Source organism: Streptomyces chromofuscus (assembly GCF_015160875.1).
In the GTDB taxonomy this organism is placed as follows: Bacteria; Actinomycetota; Actinomycetes; order Streptomycetales; family Streptomycetaceae; genus Streptomyces; species Streptomyces chromofuscus.
Genome location: NZ_CP063374.1, coordinates 4,890,359 through 4,909,340, shown reverse-complemented (window position 1 = coordinate 4,909,340; position 18,982 = coordinate 4,890,359). Strand labels below are relative to the sequence as shown.

General features: G+C 72.5%; 17 protein-coding genes, 1 pseudogene and 1 riboswitch. Of the genes and pseudogenes, 9 read left to right on the top strand and 9 right to left on the bottom strand.

Translation table 11 applies throughout. From position 1 onward, the window contains the following. Nucleotides 1-81 precede the first annotated feature (81 nt). Entirely contained in the window at nt 82-771 is a 690-nt protein-coding gene (locus IPT68_RS22230) for a response regulator transcription factor (protein ID WP_189700940.1), read from the top strand. Next, nucleotides 768-2,243 (top strand): sensor histidine kinase, encoded by a 1,476-nt coding sequence (locus IPT68_RS22225; RefSeq protein WP_189700941.1) that lies wholly within the window; start codon nt 768-770, stop codon nt 2,241-2,243. Before IPT68_RS22230 ends, IPT68_RS22225 begins: the two co-directional genes overlap by 4 nt. A gap of 39 nt (nt 2,244-2,282) precedes the next feature. Here IPT68_RS22225 and IPT68_RS22220 read toward each other — a convergent pair whose 3' ends face one another. The 3 genes from IPT68_RS22220 to IPT68_RS22210 all read right to left on the bottom strand — a co-directional run bounded on the left by IPT68_RS22220 (nt 2,283) and on the right by IPT68_RS22210 (nt 4,976). Then, complete coding sequence (locus IPT68_RS22220; protein WP_189700942.1) at nt 2,283-2,687, bottom strand: ATP-binding protein; 405 nt, start codon at nt 2,685-2,687, stop codon at nt 2,283-2,285. A gap of 617 nt (nt 2,688-3,304) precedes the next feature. Further along, nucleotides 3,305-4,702, bottom strand: a complete 1,398-nt coding sequence (locus IPT68_RS22215) for a metallophosphoesterase (RefSeq protein ID WP_189700943.1) — start codon at nt 4,700-4,702, stop codon at nt 3,305-3,307. A gap of 34 nt (nt 4,703-4,736) precedes the next feature. Beyond that, nucleotides 4,737-4,976, bottom strand: coding sequence for an SCO4848 family membrane protein (locus IPT68_RS22210; RefSeq protein WP_189700944.1), 240 nt, complete (start codon nt 4,974-4,976; stop codon nt 4,737-4,739). A gap of 91 nt (nt 4,977-5,067) precedes the next feature. On the opposite strand from IPT68_RS22210, the gene IPT68_RS22205 reads away from it, so the two are divergent. Further along, complete coding sequence (locus tag IPT68_RS22205) at nt 5,068-6,372, top strand: D-alanyl-D-alanine carboxypeptidase family protein (protein ID WP_373300716.1); 1,305 nt, start codon at nt 5,068-5,070, stop codon at nt 6,370-6,372. Nucleotides 6,373-6,590: 218 nt separating this feature from the next. Here the strand turns inward: IPT68_RS22205 and IPT68_RS22200 are convergent, their stop codons facing one another. From IPT68_RS22200 to IPT68_RS22190, 3 genes and pseudogenes are all read right to left on the bottom strand, one after another. After that, nucleotides 6,591-7,517 carry a YihY/virulence factor BrkB family protein gene (locus IPT68_RS22200; protein WP_189700946.1) on the bottom strand — a complete coding sequence of 309 codons (927 nt, stop codon included), beginning with the start codon at nt 7,515-7,517 and terminating at the stop codon, nt 6,591-6,593. Next, the gene (locus IPT68_RS22195) at nt 7,505-7,981 is read right to left on the bottom strand and encodes a GtrA family protein (RefSeq protein WP_373300717.1); all 477 of its coding nucleotides are present in this window, start codon (nt 7,979-7,981) and stop codon (nt 7,505-7,507) included. The genes IPT68_RS22200 and IPT68_RS22195 overlap by 13 nt, the downstream gene beginning before the upstream one ends. After that, nucleotides 7,975-8,904: pseudogene (locus IPT68_RS22190) on the bottom strand (decaprenyl-phosphate phosphoribosyltransferase). Before IPT68_RS22190 ends, IPT68_RS22195 begins: the two are co-directional and overlap by 7 nt. A gap of 394 nt (nt 8,905-9,298) precedes the next feature. Between IPT68_RS22190 and IPT68_RS22185 the strand changes: the two are divergent. Both IPT68_RS22185 and IPT68_RS22180 read left to right on the top strand, forming a co-directional pair. After that, the gene (locus IPT68_RS22185; protein WP_194074000.1) at nt 9,299-10,684 is read left to right on the top strand and encodes an FAD-binding oxidoreductase; all 1,386 of its coding nucleotides are present in this window, start codon (nt 9,299-9,301) and stop codon (nt 10,682-10,684) included. A gap of 135 nt (nt 10,685-10,819) precedes the next feature. After that, nucleotides 10,820-11,575 carry a decaprenylphospho-beta-D-erythro-pentofuranosid-2-ulose 2-reductase gene (locus tag IPT68_RS22180; protein ID WP_189700949.1) on the top strand — a complete coding sequence of 252 codons (756 nt, stop codon included), beginning with the start codon at nt 10,820-10,822 and terminating at the stop codon, nt 11,573-11,575. 44 nt (nt 11,576-11,619) lie between these two features. Here IPT68_RS22180 and IPT68_RS22175 read toward each other — a convergent pair whose 3' ends face one another. Then, complete coding sequence (locus tag IPT68_RS22175; protein WP_189700950.1) at nt 11,620-12,198, bottom strand: 2'-5' RNA ligase family protein; 579 nt, start codon at nt 12,196-12,198, stop codon at nt 11,620-11,622. A 198-nt stretch (nt 12,199-12,396) separates the two neighbouring features. Continuing rightward, nucleotides 12,397-13,389 carry a tryptophan--tRNA ligase gene (gene trpS, locus IPT68_RS22170; RefSeq protein WP_189700951.1) on the bottom strand — a complete coding sequence of 331 codons (993 nt, stop codon included), beginning with the start codon at nt 13,387-13,389 and terminating at the stop codon, nt 12,397-12,399. Between the two features lie 164 nt (nt 13,390-13,553). Here trpS and IPT68_RS22165 point away from each other — a divergent pair, with 164 nt between their 5' ends. From IPT68_RS22165 to IPT68_RS22155, 3 genes are all read left to right on the top strand, one after another. Next, nucleotides 13,554-14,156: an RNA polymerase sigma factor gene (locus tag IPT68_RS22165; protein WP_189700952.1), complete on the top strand. Its 603-nt coding sequence runs from the start codon at nt 13,554-13,556 to the stop codon at nt 14,154-14,156. Continuing rightward, nucleotides 14,143-15,003 (top strand): hypothetical protein, encoded by an 861-nt coding sequence (locus tag IPT68_RS22160; protein WP_189700953.1) that lies wholly within the window; start codon nt 14,143-14,145, stop codon nt 15,001-15,003. Before IPT68_RS22165 ends, IPT68_RS22160 begins: the two co-directional genes overlap by 14 nt. 271 nt (nt 15,004-15,274) lie before the next feature. Next, on the top strand, nt 15,275-16,024 hold the full coding sequence (locus IPT68_RS22155; protein WP_189700994.1) for a hypothetical protein: 750 nt from the start codon (nt 15,275-15,277) through the stop codon (nt 16,022-16,024). Between the two features lie 27 nt (nt 16,025-16,051). Here IPT68_RS22155 and IPT68_RS22150 read toward each other — a convergent pair whose 3' ends face one another. Next, complete coding sequence (locus tag IPT68_RS22150; protein WP_189700954.1) at nt 16,052-17,500, bottom strand: glycine hydroxymethyltransferase; 1,449 nt, start codon at nt 17,498-17,500, stop codon at nt 16,052-16,054. Nucleotides 17,501-17,539: 39 nt separating this feature from the next. After that, a riboswitch (ZMP/ZTP riboswitch) is annotated at nt 17,540-17,631 on the bottom strand. Nucleotides 17,632-17,724: 93 nt separating this feature from the next. Between IPT68_RS22150 and rocD the strand changes: the two genes are divergently transcribed. Next, complete coding sequence (gene rocD, locus IPT68_RS22145) at nt 17,725-18,942, top strand: ornithine--oxo-acid transaminase (RefSeq protein WP_189700955.1); 1,218 nt, start codon at nt 17,725-17,727, stop codon at nt 18,940-18,942. Nucleotides 18,943-18,982 lie beyond the last annotated feature (40 nt).

Below are 18,982 nucleotides of genomic sequence, written 5' to 3'. Positions count from 1 at the left end.
GACACGACCCGGCCATGACTCTCAAGGAACTCCAAAGCGAACCCGGGCCCCGTTGTCGGTGCCCGCGCCGATACTGGGGGCATGACGACGGCTCCCGGCACCGTGCTGGTCGTGGAGGACGAGGTGAGCATCGCCGACGTCCTCGCGATCGCCCTGCGCTACCACCGTTTCGAGGTCATGACCACGGGCACCGTCCGCGAGGCGCTCACCCTGGCCGAGCGCACCCGGCCCGACGCGGCGCTGCTCGACGTCATGCTCCCGGACGGCGACGGCCGGGCGCTCGGCCGCGAACTGCGTCGGCGACGCCCCGACTTGGCGCTGGTCTTCCTCACCGCGCGGGACTCGCCGGCCGAGGTCGTCGGCGCCCTCGGCTTCGGCGACGACTACATCACCAAACCGTTCAACATCGACGAGGTGGTCGCGCGGGTCACCGCGGTGCTGCGCCGCACCCGCCCCGCCGACGTCCTGCCGCAGCGCCCGCCCCTGCGGTACGGCGACCTGGAGCTGGACGAGACGACGTACTGCGTGCACCGCGCGGGCCGGTCGGTCGAGCTCACCCCGACCGAGTACGCGCTGCTGCGCTTCCTGGTGCGCAACGGCGGCCGGATCGTGCCCAAGGAGCAACTCCTGCGGCACGTGTGGCAGTACGAGCACGTGCCGCCCGAGTCGACCGTCGTGGAGACCTACATCAGCTATCTGCGGCGCAAGCTGGCCCCCCTGGGACCGCCGGTGATCACCACGCGGCGCGGCGTCGGGTACGGGCTGGCATGAGGCGGCCGACGTGGCGCGGCGAGCGCGGCCCGCGTTCCCTGCGCGGCAAGCTGACCCTGGCGAACGTGCTGTTGCTGGCCCTCGGTGTGGTGGTGGCGACCTGCGTCAGTGTGATGGGCATGCGGCTGTACCTGCTCGACGCCGTCGACCGGGAGCTGATGATGTCCCGCGACTCGATCGGCGAGACGCCGCTGACCTTCGAGCAGGTCGACTCCTTGACCGCGCTGTTCGCCCTGAGCGAAAGGATGGCTCCCGACTCGCACGACGGCGAGGACAGCGACGGCGACACGCTGGTGCAGGGCTCGGTCTTCGTGGCCGTGGACCCCGGCGGGCAGGCCAGGACCATCGGCGGCCTGCGCCCCACAGACACCCAGCGCGCCCTGGCCGCCGCGGTGGACGACCCGGCGGCCCTCGCCGCCGACACCGAGCCGCACACCTTCGAGGTGCGGGGAAACCACTACCGCGTCACCGCGGGGCAGCTCGCCGACGGCACCAGCGTGCTGCTCGCCACCTCGACCGAGTCCCTGAGCCAGGTCGTCGTCCGGGCCGTCAAGCTCGACCTCGCCGCCGGCACCCTGCTGCTGGCGATGCTGGCCTGGCTGACGATGTTCAGCGTGCGCCGGCGGACCCAGCCCCTGGAGGACATGGTCGAGACGTCGACGGCCATCGCCGAGGGGGACCTCACCCGGCGGGTGCCGTCCAGTCGCGAGCCCACCCTTGAGGTCGAACAGCTGCGTCTCGCCCTCAACTCCATGCTCCACCAAGTGGAGTCGGCGTACCGCACGCGCGAGCACAGCGCGGCCCAGCTGCGCCGCTTCGTCGCCGACGCCTCGCACGAACTGCGCACCCCGCTGTCCGCGATACGCGGCTACCTCCAGCTGTACGACAAGGGCATGCTGCGCGACCCGGCCGACCGCAAACGCGCCTGGGAGCGGGTGCTCGCGGAGGCCGACCGCATGGGCCGGCTCGTCGACGAACTGCTCACCCTCGCCCGCCTCGACCAGCAACCCGAACTCCGTTTCCGCAACGTGGACGTGAGCCGCCTGGTGCGCGAGGCGGCCGAGGATCTGCGGGTGCAGCAGCCGGAGCGGCCGATATCCGTGCGCGCCGACGGCTCGGTGCTGGTGCACGCCGACGAGTCCGGGCTGCGTCAGATCCTCGGCAACCTGCTGGCCAACGTCCGCGTCCACACGCCCGCCGACGTGCCGGTGCGGCTGGGGGTGGAGCGGGACGGCGACGGGGCGGTGCGGCTGTGCGTGGCCGACGACGGGCCCGGGCTGGACGCGCAGGACGCGGCCCGCGTCTTCGACCGCTTCTTCCGCACGGGAGGCGGCGCCGGCAGCGGGCTGGGCATGGCGATCGTGCAGGGGGTGGTCCAGGCGCACGGGGGCGAGGTGGGGGTGCGTACGGCGCCGGGTGAAGGGCTGGCGGTGACGGTCACGCTGCCCGTGCGGGCGGCGGTGCCGGCGTGACGTCCAGCGGCGGAACCCCGGCCGGGACTTGACGCAGCGCTACGAGGGCACGGCGTGCACCAGCGCCCACACCGTCTTCCCGTGGCTGCCCCGGCTCCAGACGCCCCACGCCGCGGCGAGGTGCTCCACGAGGTGCAGTCCCCGGCCGGCCTCCCCCAAGTCGCCGGCCGCCCGCAGGCGGGGCACGTCGCGGCCCGCGTCGGAGACCTCGATGAGGCAGGAGCCGTCCGCGAGCGCCGTCACCGCGATCTCGAACTCGGGCTCCGCCCGCGGCCCGTGGCGTACGACGTTGGTGGCGAGCTCGGACACCAGCAGCACGGCGTGGGCCAGGGCCGGGGAGTCGGAGCCGTGCCCCCAGTCGGCCAGATGGTCCCGCACCCGGCGCCGGGCGAGACCGACGGAGGCCGGGTGCGGGGGCAGCCGGAAGGCGTAGCGTCTCACCACGTTCGCTCCTCACCGCACGCACATCTCCGACACATGGTGCTGTGTCCGAGGCCTGTCCGGCGTCAGTTGGGCGGATTCCGCCGTTGTCAAGGCCGCGGGATCACGTCACTTCGCCGCCGTACGGCGGCCCGGCCGTCGGATTCGGGTCAGCCGCACAGGCGCAACGCCCTGTCCTGCGGGTGAGATCCGCCCCGCCGCCGACGGCCCGGCTGCCGAGGGCGTGCTCCTGGTGCCCGTCAGGGGGAGCGAGGTGACGGCGTCCGTCCTGCCCGCGTCCCGCGGCGACGGTGACCGTTGCGTGCCGACGGCTCCCGCCACGCGTACCAGTGATGTCGCGGCAGTCCGCGACGAGCGGACCGTTCGCATCGGCGCCCTCCCCGAGGCCCCGGACGTGCCGCTTCCCCATGCGGCGGTTCACTTCAGCACGCGGCGCCTCGAGCGGGGAAGGCGGCTTCGTCGAGAGGGCGGCGAACTTGTCGGGCGGCTGCTTCCGGGGGGGGTTCACACGCTGTTCACTCACACGCTGTTCGCGAGGAACTGGCTGCGCGGGACGCACGGCCGCCCCACTCCGGCCGGAGCGGGGCGGCGCCGTGACACCGCGTGGACATGTGCGTTCGCTACGCCTGGGTCGACGCCAGCTCGATCACCGTGATGTCGGAGGGCGCGCCCACGCGCGTGGGCGGGCCCCAGGCGCCCGCGCCGCGGCTGACGTACAGCTGGGTGTCGCCGTAGCGTTCCAGGCCCGCCAGGGTCGGGTTCGCGGCCGACGCGATCAGGTTGCCGGGCCACAGCTGGCCGCCGTGGGTGTGGCCGGAGAGCTGGAGGTCCACCTCGTGCCGGACGGCCTCGTGGATCTGGACCGGCTGGTGGGCGAGGAGCACGCACGCGCGCGCGGTGTCACGGTCGCCGAGCGCCCTGGCGAAGTCGGGGCCCTGCCCCTCGCTCTCGCCCGCGACGTCGTTGACGCCCGCCAGGTCGAACCAGGGCAGTTCCGTGCGGGCGTTCTCCAGCGGGCGCAGGCCCAGCCGCCGTACCTGCTCGACCCACTGCTCGGCGCCGGAGAAGTACTCGTGGTTGCCGGTGACGAAGTACGCGCCGTGCCGCGCGCGCAGCTGGGCCAGGGGCGCGGCGGCGGGCCCCAGGTCCTGCACGCTGCCGTCGACCAGGTCGCCGACGACCGCGATCAGGTCGGGCTGCGTGGCGTTGATCGTGTCCACGATCTTCTGGGCGAAGCCCCGGCCGAGGACCGGGCTTAGATGGACGTCGCTCACGACCGCGATCCGGACACCGTGCCCCGCGCGCGGGAGCTTGGCCAGCGGGACGGTGACGCGCTTGACGCCGGGCCCGTTGAGGACGCCGTAGGTGCCGGCGCCGACCGTGCCGACGGCCGCCGCGGCGGCGGCGCCCGCGATGACGCGGGAGACGAAGAGGCGGCGGGAGGGCGCGTGCCGTTGCGGCTCGTCGCCGGCGGCGGGTGCCGTGGCCCGCGGGGAACCGGGCTCCGCCGCGGAGACGTCCTCGCCGGGTGCCTCGGTGAGCACGGCCTTGCCGGGTGGCTCGGTGGCGACGGTGTGACCGGACGGCTCGGTGGAGACGGCGTCCCTTGGCGGCTCGGTGGAGGTGGCCTCCTTGGCCGGTGCTCCCGCCGGTATCGGCTCCGGCCGCGGCGCGCCGGCCGTGACCGTCGTCCGCGACCGCGCGTCCCGGCGTTCGAGGTGGCGCTGGAGCAGCGGCCGTACGGCCTCGCCGGCGACCACCGCGAGCAGCAGGTAGATCGACAGCGCGAGCCACAGGAAGCCCGGCCAGGCGAGGGTGCGCTGGAGCCAGAAGGGGGCGCCCGCGCGTTCGGCCACCAGGGCGCCGATCGCGAGCACCCAGCCGCCCGCGATCAGTACCGCGCCCGCTCGGCGCGGCGCGCCCGCACGACGGGTCGTGTCGCGGAACAGGCGGCGCCACAGGTACCAGTTCGTCACCACGAGGACGCTCACGACGCCGAGCAGGAAGACGATCACCATGCCGTTGTTCTCTCCTTGGCCGGGGCCGGAATCGCTATGACTTGCGGCGCAGTGCGCGGACTCCGCGCAACCCAATGACCCCGATGACCGTCCCCAATACGAGGGAAACGACGGCGAGCAGCAGATGCACCCAGAAGTACGCCGTCGGCTGACCGTCCTCGAACGCCAGCCCGCTGCTGTCCTTGATCAGGTTGTTGATGAAAGTGACCCAGATGACCCAGCTCCACACCCCGAAGGCGAGCAGGAACCAGGAGATCGGGCGGCTGAGTCTCATGCGTTCAGTATCGCCGTCGGGTGTCCGGATCGTGCGACGGGGTGGGGAGGGGAACGGGACTTCCCGAGACCGTACATGTACGTTCTCGCTCGTGCCCGCACCGAAGAAGACCACCAAGCGATCCCTATTGATCGCTTCCGCGACCTTGCTGTCCGTCTCCCTGACGGCGCCCGCCGCCTTCTCGGCGCCCCGGCCGTCGCCCAGTTCCTCGCCGAGCCCGTCGGCCACTCCCCCGGCGAACATGTCGACCGTGGGCGGCACGCGACTCGGCCGTCCGGGGACGCAGGTGAACCTGGCGAGCGGCGTTCCGGTGCTGCCCAAGGGCGTCACCGCGCGGTCGTGGATCATCGCGGACGCCGAGTCCGGCGAGGTGCTCGCCGCGCACAACGCGCACTGGCGGCTGGCCCCGGCGAGCACCCTGAAGATGCTGTTCGCGGACACGCTGCTGCCGAAGTTCCCCAAGACGATGAACCGCAAGGTGGTCCCGTCCGACCTGGCGGGGATCGGCCCCGGCTCCAGCATGGTCGGCATAAAGGAGAACGAGACGTACAGCGTCCACGACCTGTGGCTCGGTGTCTTCCTGCGTTCCGGCAACGACGCCGTGCACGTGCTGTCGGCCATGAACAAGGGCGTCGACGCCACCGTCGAGGAGATGAACGAGCACGCCGAGGAGCTGCAGGCCCTCGACACGCACGTGGTCAGCCCCGACGGCTACGACGCCCCCGGCCAGGTCTCCTCGGCGTACGACCTGACGCTGATCGCCCGCTCCGGGCTCCAGAAGAAGGACTTCCGCGAGTACTGCTCGACGGTGACCGCGAAGTTCCCGGGCCAGACGACGAAGAACAAGAAGGGCAAGCCGGTCCGCGACTCCTTCGAGATCCAGAACACCAACCGGCTGCTGACCGGCGACTCCGACCTCACGCAGTACCAGGGCATCGCGGGCGTCAAGAACGGCAACACCACCAACGCGGGTGCCACCTTCACCGGCGTCGCCGAACGCGGCGGCAAGGTCCTGCTCGTCACCGTGATGAACCCGGGGAAGGGCGGGCACAACGAGGTCTACAAGGAGACCGCGCGACTGTTCGACTGGGGCTTCAAGGCGGCCGGGAAGGTGGAGCCGGTGGGTGAGCTGGTGCCGCCCAAGAGCGCGGCCGGCGCCCAGCCCGGAGCGACCGCCTCCGGCGAGGCGGTCGGCGGGTCGGGCGAGGCGGGCGGCGGCCCCGGGACCGGCGGCGATCCGGCCAAGCCGGTGGCGAGCGCGACGACCGACAACGCCTCCAGCGGCATCGGCATGGCCTTCGCGATCACGGCGGGCCTGCTGGCGCTGCTGGCGGGCGGCGCGGTCCTGGTGAACCGGCGGTGGCCACTGCCCGATCTGGCACGTCGCCGACGGTGACCCCCTGACGGCCCCACCGGCCGCCCAGTGGGTCACCTCGGGGCAGCTGACTGGGTCACCGGGGGACACCTGACCACGGTGACCGGGGGGCGCATGACGCGGGTGACCCGGGCTGCGCATGACGCGGGTGACCCGGCGGGCACCTGATCCGGGTGCCCCGGCGGGCGCATGCCTGCGGTGACCGGTAGTGCCTGACACCGGTGACCGGAGCCTGCCGCTCAGCTCCCGGTCGCCGGAGCCGCGTCCGCAGGCGCCACGTCGTCCCCGTCGGTCCCGTCGGCCTCCGCCCGCTCTGCCTCCTTGCTCGGGGTCGCCGTCCAGGCCGCGCAGAACAGGACCAGCTTCGAGGTGAGGTTGATCCACAGCAGCAGGGCGACGGGGACGCCGAACGCGCCGTACATGCTCTTCGCGGCCACGCCCTGGATGTAGCCGCTCAGCAGCAGCTTCAGCAGCTCGAAGCCGACCGCGCCGATCAGCGCGCCCACGACCAGCCGTCGCCGGGTCGGCTCGACGCCGGGCAGCAGCGTGAGGACGTACAGCAGGAGCAGGAAGGCGGCGAGCACGGCGACGGCGAACGCGGCGACGCGCAGCAGCAGGCTCCCCCAGCCGTGCTCGTCGAGCCCGCACTGGCGGGCGATCCAGCCGACCGCGGCCGAGGCGACGGTGGACGCGGCGAGGGTGACGAGCAGCGCGCCGCCGAGCCCCAGCAGGACGCCCGCGTCCTTGGCCTTGTGCAGGACGGGGTTCTCCTCTTCGTCCGGCAGCTCCCACACCGCGCGCAGGCACTCGCGCGTCGAACCGACCCAGCTGATGCCGGTGAACAGCAGCAGGGCACCGGCGATGATCCCGACGGTGCCGGCGTTGTCGACCAGGGATCCGATGTTCAGCTGCTCGGAGATGCCGGGGATCTGCTCGGCGATCTTGTCCTGGATCTCCTTCTGCTGCTCGGTGCTGAGCGTGGCGGCGGTGATCGCGGCGCTCACGGTGAGCAGCGGGAACAGCGCGATGAAACTGGTGAACGTCATCGCGGCGGCCAGGCGTGTCCACTTCACGCGGTCCAGCCGCTCGTACGACCGCCACGCGTGCGTGACCATCAGACGGGCGGCCAGGGGGCCGACGACGGGGAGGTTCTTCAGCCAGTCCATGATCCGAACCTGCCCTCCGCTTCACCGCCGATACGGTCGGCGCGGCCGTCGGCCCCACGGTCGACGCCGAACACCAATGTCCTTGTGCCCCAGAACCGCACGATGGTGGCCGGCGCCATGCCGATTCCCGCGCCGGAGACGGTGTCGGCGTAGGGGGAGGTGAAGCCGAGGCAGTAGTGGCTGACGGTGAGGCACAGGAGCTGGACAAGTGCGCCGGCGAGGTTCACCGCGAAGAACACGGCGTACGGGCGCACGCCCCGCGCGCGGGTGTGCCGGTAGGTGCCGAGCGCGTTGCCCGCGTACGCGACCGCGCAGCCCGCGACGAAGGAGAGCCCCTTGGCGGTGAGCGGACCGAGGCCGGCGGGGCCGCGCAGCCAGGTGAACAGGGCGAGGTCGGTGGCGTAGGCGAGGAGGCCGACGGTGGCGAAGCCGAGCAGTTCGCGTCCGCGTGGGCGGGTCACCAATGGGCCACCGCCAGGGCGTACATCGCCATCCAGAGCAGGCCGATGACGGCGAGTGCGCGGTCGCTCAGGATCACGTCCTCGGGTTCGCCCGCCGTGCCCCGGTCGGCGAAGACGGCGTAGCGGAGGATCGCGACGATGAAGGCGACCATCGACAGCTGACGCCAGGGCAGCAGGCCGCCGTGCGGGGCACCGCCGTCCTCCAGCGCCCACAGGCAGTAGCCGAGGACGGCGACACCGGCCGCCAACTGCCAGACGAAGCGCAGGTATCCGGTGGTGTACTCGGTCAGCAACGCGCGCGTGGCGCCCGCCGTGCCGGTCGTCTGCACCGCTTCGGAGTAGCGCTTGGCCGCCACCATGAACAGCGCGCCGAACCCGGTCGTGATCAGGAACCAGCGCGACAGCGGGATGCCGAGGGCGAGTCCGCCGGCCATCGCCCGCATCAGGGATCCGGTCGTGACGACGACCAGGTCGACCACCAGGACGTGCTTGAGGCTGACGCAGTACGCCAGTTGCATGCCCAGGTTGGCCACCAGCAGGGCCGCCACGGCGGGCGCGCAGAGCCAGGCAGCCCCGGCGGGCGCGAGGACGGCGAGGGCGCCGCCGACGGCGTACGCGACGGCCACGGGGACCTCGCCCGCGGAGACCGGACGGTGGCGTTTGGTGGGGTGCGCGCGGTCCGCCTCCGCGTCCCGGGCGTCGTTGATCAGGTAGACGGCGGCGGACGCGGCCGTGAAGAGGGAGAAGGTCAGGACGAGTTGAGCGAGGGCGTGCTAGGCGAGGAGCTGGCCCGCGGCGGCCGGGGCGGCGACCATCAGGGCGTTCTTGACCCACTGCTTGGGGCGGGCGGCCCTCAGGAGGGCCACCGGGAGGGCCGCGCCCGCCGGACGCGGTCGGGCCTTGGTGGCGGGCGCGGTCCCCGTCATACGGGCCACCCGGACGCCCGCCCGCCCACGGGTGCGCGATCCGGGCCGACGGCGAACACCGTCCCCCGCGCCCACGCACCGCGGACACCACGGGCACTACGGGCACTACGCGGACTCCGCGCCCGTGCGTCGCGCGCCGCCGGCACCCCCGCGATGAGCCACTGCTCCCGGTCCTCTCCCACCCGGGACGGCGCCCGCGCGGCTCCGGCCGCGCGCGGATCCGCTCCGCAGGCGCACAGTGCCGAAAGGATTCGGTCGTCCATGCGACTCACTGTTCACGTCCACCCACTGGCAACCCCCGCAATATAGGGCGACATCCCATTAATCACCCGTTTCGGGGAGCTGGCGGATGTTTCAGAATCAATGCGGAACACAGGGCGTTACGGTCACCACCATGTCTGCCGACACCGTCCCCGACACCGCGCCCAGCACCCCGCTCACATCCCTCACGGGGTGGGGCCGCACCGCCCCCACCGCCGCCCGGCTGATCCGCCCGCGCACCTACCAGGAGGCCGTGGCGGCCGTCCGGGACTGCGGGGCTCGCGGCGGCATCCCGCGGGGCCTGGGACGGGCGTACGGGGACGCGGCGCAGAACGCCGGCGGGGCGGTGCTGGACATGACGGGCCTGGACCGGATCCACGCGATCGACGTCACCGGCGGGACCGTCCTGTGCGACGCGGGCGTCTCCCTGCACCGGCTGATGGAGGTACTGCTGCCCCTCGGCTGGTTCGTGCCCGTGACGCCCGGTACGCGGCACGTCACGGTCGGCGGCGCGATCGGTGCGGACATCCACGGAAAGAACCACCACGTCGCGGGCTCCTTCAGCCGCCACGTACCGGCCCTGGAACTCCTCACCGCCGACGGCGGCATCCAGACCGTCGGCCAGGACACGCCGCTGTTCGACGCGACGGCGGGCGGCATGGGCCTCACCGGCGTCATCCTGACGGCGACGCTGCGGCTCCAGCCGGTCGAGACGTCCTGGATGCTGGTCGACACCGAGCGCGCCGACGACCTCGACGACCTGATGGCCCGCATCACGGCCACCGATCACCACTACCCCTACTCGGTCGCCTGGATCGACCTGCTCGCCCGCGGCAGCGCGACGGGCCGCGCGGTCCTCACCCGCGGCGACCACGCGCCCCTGGAGGCACTGGGCCGCGGCACGCGCGCGCGTAGGGACCCCCTGGCGTTCCGCGCCACCCGCCTGCCCACCGCGCCCGACGTCCTGCCGGACGGTCTGCTGAGCCGCCGGACGGTGGGGCTGTTCAACGAACTGTGGTTCCGCAAGGCGCCCCGCGCGCGTACCGGCCGGCTCCAGACGCTGTCCGCCTTCTTCCATCCCCTGGACGGCGTACCGCACTGGAACCGGATCTACGGCCGCGGCGGCTTCGTGCAGTACCAGTTCGTCGTCGGACACGGCCAGGAGGAGGCCCTGCGCCGGATCGTGCGGCGCGTAGCCGCGCGCCGCTGCCCGTCCTTCCTGGCCGTCCTCAAGCGCTTCGGGGACGCCTCGCCTGGCTGGCTCTCCTTCCCCGTGCCGGGCTGGACGCTGGCCCTCGACATCCCGGCCGGTCTGCCCGGCCTCGCCGCCTTCCTCGACGGACTGGACGAGGAGGTGGCGGCCGCCGGCGGCCGTGTCTACCTGGCCAAGGACTCCCGGCTCCGCCCCGACCTGCTTGCCGCGATGTACCCGAGACTCGCCGACTTCCGCGCCGTGCGCGCGGAGCTGGACCCGCGCGGGGTGTTCGCCTCGGACCTCTCCCGCCGCCTCGGCCTCTAGCCCGGCCCACGGCGCCGCCCCCTCGGCGCCCCGCCCCGCAGCCGGCCGCCCTCCAGACCTCCAGCCCAGCCCTCAGCCCTCAGCCCTCAGCCCTCAGCCCGTCCATAGCCCGCCCTCCGCCCTCCAGGAGCTGTCATGAAGGACGCCTTCGGTCTCCCCCAGTCCCTGCTCGTCCTCGGTGGCACGTCCGAGATCGCGCTGGCCACCGCCCGCCGTCTGATCGTCCGCCGTACGCGCACGGTGTGGCTGGCCGGACGCCCCTCGCCCGCCCTGGAGGTGGCCGCGGACGGCCTGCGCACCCTGGGCGCCGAGGTGCACACCGTCACCTTCGACGCGCTCGACCCCGAGTCCCACGAGACGGTGCTCGGCAAGGTCTTCGCCGAGGGCGACGTCGACGTGGTGCTGCTCGCGTTCGGGATCCTCGGCGACCAGGCGCACGACGAGCGCGAGCCGGTGAGCGCGGTGCGTGTCGCGCAGACCAACTACACGGGAGCGGTCTCGGCGGGCCTGGTCAGCGCCCGCGCGCTGCAGGCACAGGGCCACGGCTCCCTGGTCGTGCTGTCCTCGGTCGCCGCCGAACGCGCCCGCCGCGCGAACTTCATCTACGGCTCCAGCAAGGCCGGCCTGGACACGTTCGCCCAAGGGCTCGGGGACGCGCTGCACGGGACAGGCGTGCACGTCATGGTCGTACGCCCCGGCTTCGTCCGCTCGAAGATGACCACCGGCCTGGAACAAGCCCCGCTCGCCACCACCCCGCACGCGGTCGCGACGGCGATCGAGCTGGGCCTGCGCCGCCGCTCGGAGACGGTGTGGGTGCCGGGATCGCTCCGCCTGGTGATGGCGGCGCTGCGCCACCTCCCGCGCGGGGTGTTCCGGCGGCTGCCCTTCTAGGCCTTCCTCGCCGATTTAGCCGCCCGAGGGAGGCCGGCCGGACGCTAACAGCTGGGGATGGTGCCCCGCGTGGCATGGCCCGCCTGCGGAGGCACCACCGCTCCACCGAACGCGAAGTCCCGGAGCTTGCGCCACACGCCGTCGGTGCCCTGTTCGTAGAGGGCGAAGCCGGTGCAGGCCCACTCCGCCCGGTAGTCGGCGAGTTCCTCGAAGGCGCGGTCCATGGCCGCGTCGTCGATGCCATGGGCGACGGTGACGTGCGGGTGGTAGGGGAACTGCAGTTCGCGCGCCACCGGCCCGGAGGCGTCGCGGACCTGCTTCTGCAGCCACGTGCAGGCCTCGGCTCCCTCGGCGACCTGGACGTAGACGACCGGCGAGAGGGGCCGGAAGGTCCCGGTGCCCGACAGCCGCATCACGAAGGGACGCCCGGCGCCGGCGACCTCGGCGAGGTGCGCCTCGATCGCGGGCAGTTCGGAGTCGTCGACCTCCGTCGGCGGCAGCAGGGTGACATGCGTGGGGATGCCGTGAGCCGCGGCGTCGCCGAAGCCCGCGCGCCGCTGCTGGAGCAGGCTGCCGTGCGGCTCCGGGACCGCGATCGACACACCGATCGTTACGGTCCCCACGTCGTCTCCTGTCGTCGTGTCGAGTACGGGTCAAGGGGCACGGGTGGCCGCGGTTGCGGCCGTCCGGCTATCGACTGTACGGCTCCGGCTGTGCCGTGGGCAGGCGCAGCCGCAGTGATGTGCAGCGCTGTTCGGGGGTACGGGTGTACGGCCCGGGGTCGCGGGTGTACGGCCCGGAGTACGGGTGTACGGCCCGGCTCAGTGCTTGGCCGGCAGGAAGCCCACCCTGTCGTAGGCCTGTGCCAGGGTCTCCGCGGCGACGGCACGCGCCTTCTCCGCGCCCTTGGCCAGGATCGAGTCCAGCGTCTCCGGGTCGTCGAGGTACTGGTTGGTCCGCTCCCGGAACGGCGTCACGAACTCGACCATGACCTCGGCGAGGTCCGTCTTGAGCGCACCGTAGCCCTTGCCCGCGTACTTCTCCTCCAGTTCCGCGATTCCCGCCCCGGTGAGGGTCGAGTAGATGGAGAGGAGGTTGCTGACTCCGGGCTTGGCCTCGGGGTCGAAGCGGATCACGGTGTCCGTGTCGGTGACCGCGCTCTTGACCTTCTTCGCCGTGGCCTTGGGCTCGTCGAGCAGGTTGATCAGGCCCTTCGGCGTGGACGCCGACTTGCTCATCTTGATCGACGGTTCCTGGAGGTCGTAGATCTTGGCCGTTTCCTTGAGGATGTACGGCTTGGGGACCGTGAACGTCTGCCCGAACCGGCCGTTGAAGCGCTCGGCGAGGTCGCGGGTGAGCTCGATGTGCTGGCGCTGGTCCTCGCCGACCGGGACCTCGTTCGCCTGGTAGAGGAGGATGTCCGCGACCTGCAGGACCGGGTACGTGAACAGGCCGACGGAGGCCCGGTCGGCGCCCTGCTTGGCGGACTTGTCCTTGAACTGGGTCATGCGGGAGGCCTCGCCGAAGCCGGTGAGGCAGTTCATGACCCAGGCGAGCTGGGCGTGCTCGGGGACGTGGCTCTGGACGAACAGCGTGCAGCGCTCGGGGTCCAGTCCGGCCGCGAGCAGTTGGGCGGCGGCGAGCCGGGTGTTGGCGCGCAGGTCCGCGGGGTCCTGCGGGACCGTGATCGCGTGCAGGTCGACGACCATGTAGAACGCGTCGTGGGTCTCCTGCAGGGCCACCCACTGGCGGACGGCGCCCAGGTAGTTGCCGAGGTGGAACGAGCCTGCGGTGGGCTGGATCCCGGAGAGCACGCGCAAACCACCCTGCGGCGCGGAGCGCCTCGTTTGAGGGTGGTGGTGGGCGACGGGTGGGCGGTCAGAGGCCATGTTCACCATTCTCTCAGAGGGCGGGGGCCGCTCCGAAACCGATCCGGAACAGGTGGGAACCGAAACGCCTCCCGCGGTGTAACAAGGGTGTGAGGACGCGGGAGGGGGGCCGCATCGTCGATGAGGCCGCGGTGATCGCACGCGTACGCGCCGGAGAGCCGGAGGCGTACGCGCAGCTGGTGCGGGCCCACACGGGGATCGCCCTGCGGGCGGCCGCGGCGCTCGGAGCCGGTGCGGACGCGGAGGACGTGGTGCAGCAGGCCTTCGTCAAGGCGTACTGCGCACTGGGCCGGTTCAAGGACGGCTCGGCGTTCAAGCCGTGGCTGCTGTCGATCGTCGCCAATGAGACGAGGAACACCGTGCGGACGGCGGCGCGTCAGCGCACGCTCGCCGGCCGGGAGGCGGCGTTCGCGGAGGTGGAGCCGTCGATACCGGAGTCGGCGGACCCGGCGGTCGCGACGCTTCGAAGCGAGCGCCGTGCGGCCCTGCTGGCCGCGCTGGAGAAGCTGAGCGAGGAGCACCGCCTGGTCGTCACCTACCGCTACCTGCTGGAGATGGACGAGTCGGAGACCGCCCAGGCCCTGGGCTGGCCCCGGGGGACGGTCAAGTCGCGGTTGAACCGGGCGCTGCGGAAGCTGGGCGGGCTGCTGCCGGACTTCGGACCTCGGGAAGGGGGTGATGAGCGTGGGTGAGGGACGTGATCCGTCCGGGGAGAGGGGGACCGGCGGGCTGCCCGAGGAGTTGCGGGCGCTGGGCCGGTCGTTGGACGCGACCGGTGCGGCGGACGGCGCCGAGACGATGGTCGAGCGGGTGCTGGGGCAGATCCTCGCCGAGCAGGTGCCGGTTCCGGTACCCGAGTCCGCCGCCGGGCGGCTGCGGACGGTGCGGCACTGGACGCGGGCGCGGTGGCGTGCGCTGGCGGCGACGGTGTGCGGGCTGCTGACGGTGCTCGCGCTCACGCCGCCGGTGCGGGCCGCGGTCGTCGACTGGTTCGACTTCGGCGGGGTGGAGGTGCGCTACGACCCGTCGGCGGAGCCCTCCACCGACGCCGCGGTTCCCGGGTGCGGATCCCGTCCGCTGTCGCTCGCGCAGGCCGCACAACGAGCCGGATTCCGGCCGGTGGTCCCGCCGGCGCTGGGCGCGCCGGACGCGGTGACGGTGACCGCCGAGCCACAGGGCCGCTCCCTCATCACCCTCTGCTGGCGGGAGCCGGGCGGCACCATACGGCTGGACGAGTACCCGGCCCGCCTCGACGTCGGCTTTGTGAAGACCGTGCCGGAACAGCCGGAGTGGTTGCAACTGGAGGACGCCACCGGGCCGGCCGGAGTGCCGGACACGGCCCTGTGGTTTCCGCAACCTCATCGGCTGAGCCTGTGGCTGGTGGACACGGAGGGCGACCACTTCACCCGCGAGCGGCGCACGGCCGGGCCGACGCTGCTGTGGATGCAGGGAACGGGCCCCAGCACGGTGACGCTCCGGCTGGAGGGCGTGGCGGCGAAGGAGCGGGCCCTGGAGATCGCGAGATCGCCGGCGGAGTGAGCGAAATTGCCGGCGGAGTGCTCAGGAGCGCCCGGTCGCGCCGGCCACCGGCGGTCCCACCAGCTCACCCGGACCGCCCACCGCCCAGCCCGCCCAGGCCATCCGGACCGCGGAACCACCCGGACCACCTGCCCGCCCGCCCCGCCCGGCCGGGGACCCGCGCGAAAAGAGGTCGGGAAGGGGTGGGAACCCCGAGGGGCCGGGCGGTGTACCAGAAGTGACACGCGGCTCGCGGGCGGGCCGCACGGGGATCTCGGGCTTGGGGGTTCGGATGCGCAGGCTGATCGAGCGAGGCAGGAGTGGGTGCCGGACAGGGACGGCGTCGGCAGCGGCACTGGGGGCGGCGCTCACGCTGGTGCTGTGGGGCGCGCCGTCCGCGTCGGCGGGCGGGCCGACGAGCGTGCTGCTGGTCTCCCAGCAGAGCGCGGAGGCGGCCGGGCTGGTCCACTCCGACGAGAGGTACGTGCAGCTGGACCAACTGCTCGGCCAGGCCGGCGCCGGTGACTTCACCAAGCCTTCGGAGGCGCATCTGGCCGAGACACGGCAGGTCAACATCACCTGGCTGGCACACGACGTGGATCCCTGGCGCATGCACCAGGTGTACGCGGACGCCGACTCCACGGCGGTCTGGATCCACACGGCGACGAACCTGCCGAACACGACGAACGGTCACTGGCACCGCGCCCAGCAGCCGACCGCGCTGCGCACCCTGTTGAAGGAACTGGGCGTGTTGGGCCCCCTGCCGGACGATGCGGGACGTGAGGTGGTTCCGCCGGTCCCGGCGGCCGAGCCCGACAGTGAGCCCACCGGCCGTGATTCCACCGTCGACGAGTCCACCGTCGCGGCCCAGCCCTCGTCGGCCTCGGCGGACGAGGACAGCGGCTGGTCCTGGGCGATACCGGGACTTGCCGCCGGGCTTGCCCTCGGGGCGGGTGGTTCGCTGCTGATACGCCGTGCGGCGGGCCGGCCGGAAGCCGGACCGCCGCACGAGGAGCCCCGGCAGGAGCTCATCGACCTGTAAGAGGCCGATCGCCCTGGCGCAGCCGGGTCAGCCGAGGTCGACCTCCGGGTACAGCGGGAAGCCCGCCACGAGGTCGGTGGCGCGGTGGGAGATCTCGTCCGCGACCTTCGGGTCCAGCACGTGCTGGGCCTTGGAGGGCGTGCCCTTGCTGGTGGTACCGGCCTCCGTGGTGGCCAGGACCCGGTCGATGAGGCCGGCGACCTCGTCCATCTCGGCGGTGCCGAGGCCACGGGTGGTCAGAGCGGGGGTGCCGACACGGATGCCGGAGGTGTACCAGGCGCCGTTCGGGTCGGCCGGGATGGCGTTGCGGTTGGTGACGATGCCGGACTCGAGGAGGGCGGCCTCGGCCTGGCGGCCGGTGAGGCCGTAGGAGGTGGCGACGTCGATCAGGTTGAGGTGGTTGTCGGTGCCGCCGGTGACGAGGGTGGCGCCGCGGCGCATCAGACCCTCGGCGAGGGCGCGGGAGTTGTCGACGATGCGCTGGGCGTAGTCGCGGAAGGAGTCCTGGCGGGCCTCGGCGAGGGCGACGGCCTTGGCGGCCATGACGTGCGGGAGCGGACCGCCGAGGACCATCGGGCAGCCGCGGTCGACCTGGTCCTTGAGCGAGTCGTCGCACAGGACCATGCCGCCGCGCGGGCCGCGCAGCGACTTGTGGGTGGTAGTGGTCACGATCTGGGCGTGCGGCACCGGGTCGAAGTCGCCGGTGAGGACCTTGCCGGCGACCAGACCGGCGAAGTGTGCCATGTCGACCATGAGGGTGGCGCCGACCTCGTCGGCGATCTCCCGCATGATCCGGAAGTTCACGAGCCGGGGGTAGGCGGAGTAGCCGGCGACGATGATCAGCGGCTTGAACTCACGGGCCTGGGCGCGCAGCGCGTCGTAGTCGATCAGGCCCGTGGCCGGGTCGGTGCCGTAGGACCGCTGCTCGAACATCTTGCCGGAGATGTTCGGGCGGAAGCCGTGGGTGAGGTGGCCGCCGGCGTCGAGGGACATGCCGAGCATGCGCTGGTTGCCGAGGGCCCGGCGGAGCTCGGCCCAGTCGGCCTCGGAGAGGTCGTTGACCTGGCGGACGCCGGTCTTCTCCAGGAAGGGGGCCTCGACGCGGTCGGCGAGGACGGCCCAGAAGGCGACGAGGTTGGCGTCGATGCCGGAGTGCGGCTGGACGTAGGCGTGGCGGGCGCCGAACAGCTCTCGGGCGTGCTCCGCCGCCAGGGACTCGACGGTGTCGACGTTGCGGCAGCCGGCGTAGAAGCGGCGGCCGACGGTGCCCTCGGCGTACTTGTCGCTGAACCAGTTGCCCATCGCCAGGAGGGTGGCCGGGGAGGCGTAGTTCTCGGAGGCGATCAGCTTGAGCATCTCGCGCTGGTCGGCGACCTCCTGACCGATGGCGTCGGCGACGCGCGGCTCGACGGCGCGGATCACGTCGAGAGCGGAACGGAAGGCGGTGGACTCGGTGGAGAGGGGCTGATGGGGCATCTCGGCCTCCGGGCGGCGTGGCTTACAGCGGTCACGGTTCGGTTCGGCCCAGGCGCACGGCACTCGCTCACAGCACAAGGCCGCTCCCCGATGGTCGGTCCCATCCCAGCGCGCCAGTCACGGCCCGCTGGTCAGCCTACCGGGCGCGCCGCACGGTCCAGTTCCCCAGTCCACCATGCGAGCGACGATAAGAAGGGGGTTCAGCCTCTTGTTCGGGAGTTGCCGTGACCGCTACGGAAAGCCTCATCGCCGAGACCGAGGCGCACAGCGCGCACAACTACCACCCGCTGCCGGTGGTCGTCGCCACGGCCGACGGGGCGTGGATGACGGATGTGGAGGGCCGGCGATATCTGGATCTGCTGGCCGGTTACTCGGCGCTCAACTTCGGGCACGGCAACCGGCGGTTGATCGAGGCGGCGAAGGCGCAGCTGGAGCGGGTGACGCTGACGTCACGCGCCTTCCACCACGACCGGTTCGCGGCGTTCTGCGCGCAGCTGGCGGAGCTGTGCGGGATGGAGATGGTGCTGCCGATGAACACGGGCGGGGAGGCGGTGGAGACCGCGGTGAAGACGGCCCGGAAGTGGGGGTACCGGGTCAAGGGCGTGCCCGCGGAGATGGCGAAGATCGTGGTGGCGTCGGGCAACTTCCACGGTCGTACGACGACGATCATCAGCTTCTCCACCGACCTGGAGGCGCGGGCGGACTACGGGCCGTACACGCCGGGCTTCGAGATCGTGCCGTACGGGGATCCGACGGCGATGCGGGAGGCGATGACGGAGAACACCGTCGCGGTGCTGCTGGAGCCGATCCAGGGCGAGTCGGGAGTGATCGTGCCGCCGGCCGGCTATCTGCCGGCGGTGCGGGAGCTGACCCGGGAGCGGAACGTGCTGTTCGTGGCGGACGAGATCCAGTCCGGGCTGGGGCGCACGGGGCGGACGTTCGCGTGCGAGCACGAGGGTGTGGTGCCGGACGCGTACGTGCTGGGGAAGGCGCTGGGCGGCGGGATCGTGCCGGTGTCGGCGGTGGTGTCGTCGGCGGAGGTGCTCGGGGTGTTCCGGCCCGGGGAGCACGGGTCGACGTTCGGCGGGAATCCGCTGGCCTGCGCGGTGGCGCTGGAGGTGATCGCGATGCTGCGGTCGGGCGAGTACCAGGCGCGGGCGCGGGAGCTGGGCGAGCATCTGCACCGCGAGCTGGCGGCGCTGACCGGCACGGGCCGGGTGACACAGGTGCGGGGACGCGGGCTGTGGGCGGGGGTGGACGTCCATCCGAGGTTCGGCACCGGGCGGGAGGTGTCCGAGAAGCTGATGGACCGGGGGGTGCTGGTGAAGGACACGCACGGTTCGACGATCCGGATCGCGCCACCGCTGGTCATCGCCAAGGAGGACCTGGACTGGGGGCTGGCCCAGCTGCGCGCGGTGCTCGGGATGCAGGGGGCCGAGTAGGGGCTGTCGGGTGGTGCCGGTGGCCCGTCGGAGCGGGGCG

Bases quoted from the DNA above. Each gene is read 5' to 3' on its own strand.
- IPT68_RS22150 (WP_189700954.1), bottom strand. From the start codon at position 17,500: ATGCCCCATCAGCCCCTCTCCACCGAGTCCACCGCCTTCCGTTCCGCT.
- IPT68_RS22185 (WP_194074000.1), top strand. From the start codon at position 9,299: ATGTCTGCCGACACCGTCCCCGACACCGCGCCCAGCACCCCGCTCACA.
- IPT68_RS22215 (WP_189700943.1), bottom strand. From the start codon at position 4,702: ATGGTGATCGTCTTCCTGCTCGGCGTCGTGAGCGTCCTCGTGGTGACG.
- IPT68_RS22230 (WP_189700940.1), top strand. From the start codon at position 82: ATGACGACGGCTCCCGGCACCGTGCTGGTCGTGGAGGACGAGGTGAGC.
- IPT68_RS22200 (WP_189700946.1), bottom strand. From the start codon at position 7,517: ATGGACTGGCTGAAGAACCTCCCCGTCGTCGGCCCCCTGGCCGCCCGT.
- IPT68_RS22160 (WP_189700953.1), top strand. From the start codon at position 14,143: ATGAGCGTGGGTGAGGGACGTGATCCGTCCGGGGAGAGGGGGACCGGC.
- IPT68_RS22180 (WP_189700949.1), top strand. From the start codon at position 10,820: ATGAAGGACGCCTTCGGTCTCCCCCAGTCCCTGCTCGTCCTCGGTGGC.
- IPT68_RS22210 (WP_189700944.1), bottom strand. From the start codon at position 4,976: ATGAGACTCAGCCGCCCGATCTCCTGGTTCCTGCTCGCCTTCGGGGTG.
- IPT68_RS22225 (WP_189700941.1), top strand. From the start codon at position 768: ATGAGGCGGCCGACGTGGCGCGGCGAGCGCGGCCCGCGTTCCCTGCGC.
- IPT68_RS22155 (WP_189700994.1), top strand. From the start codon at position 15,275: ATGCGCAGGCTGATCGAGCGAGGCAGGAGTGGGTGCCGGACAGGGACG.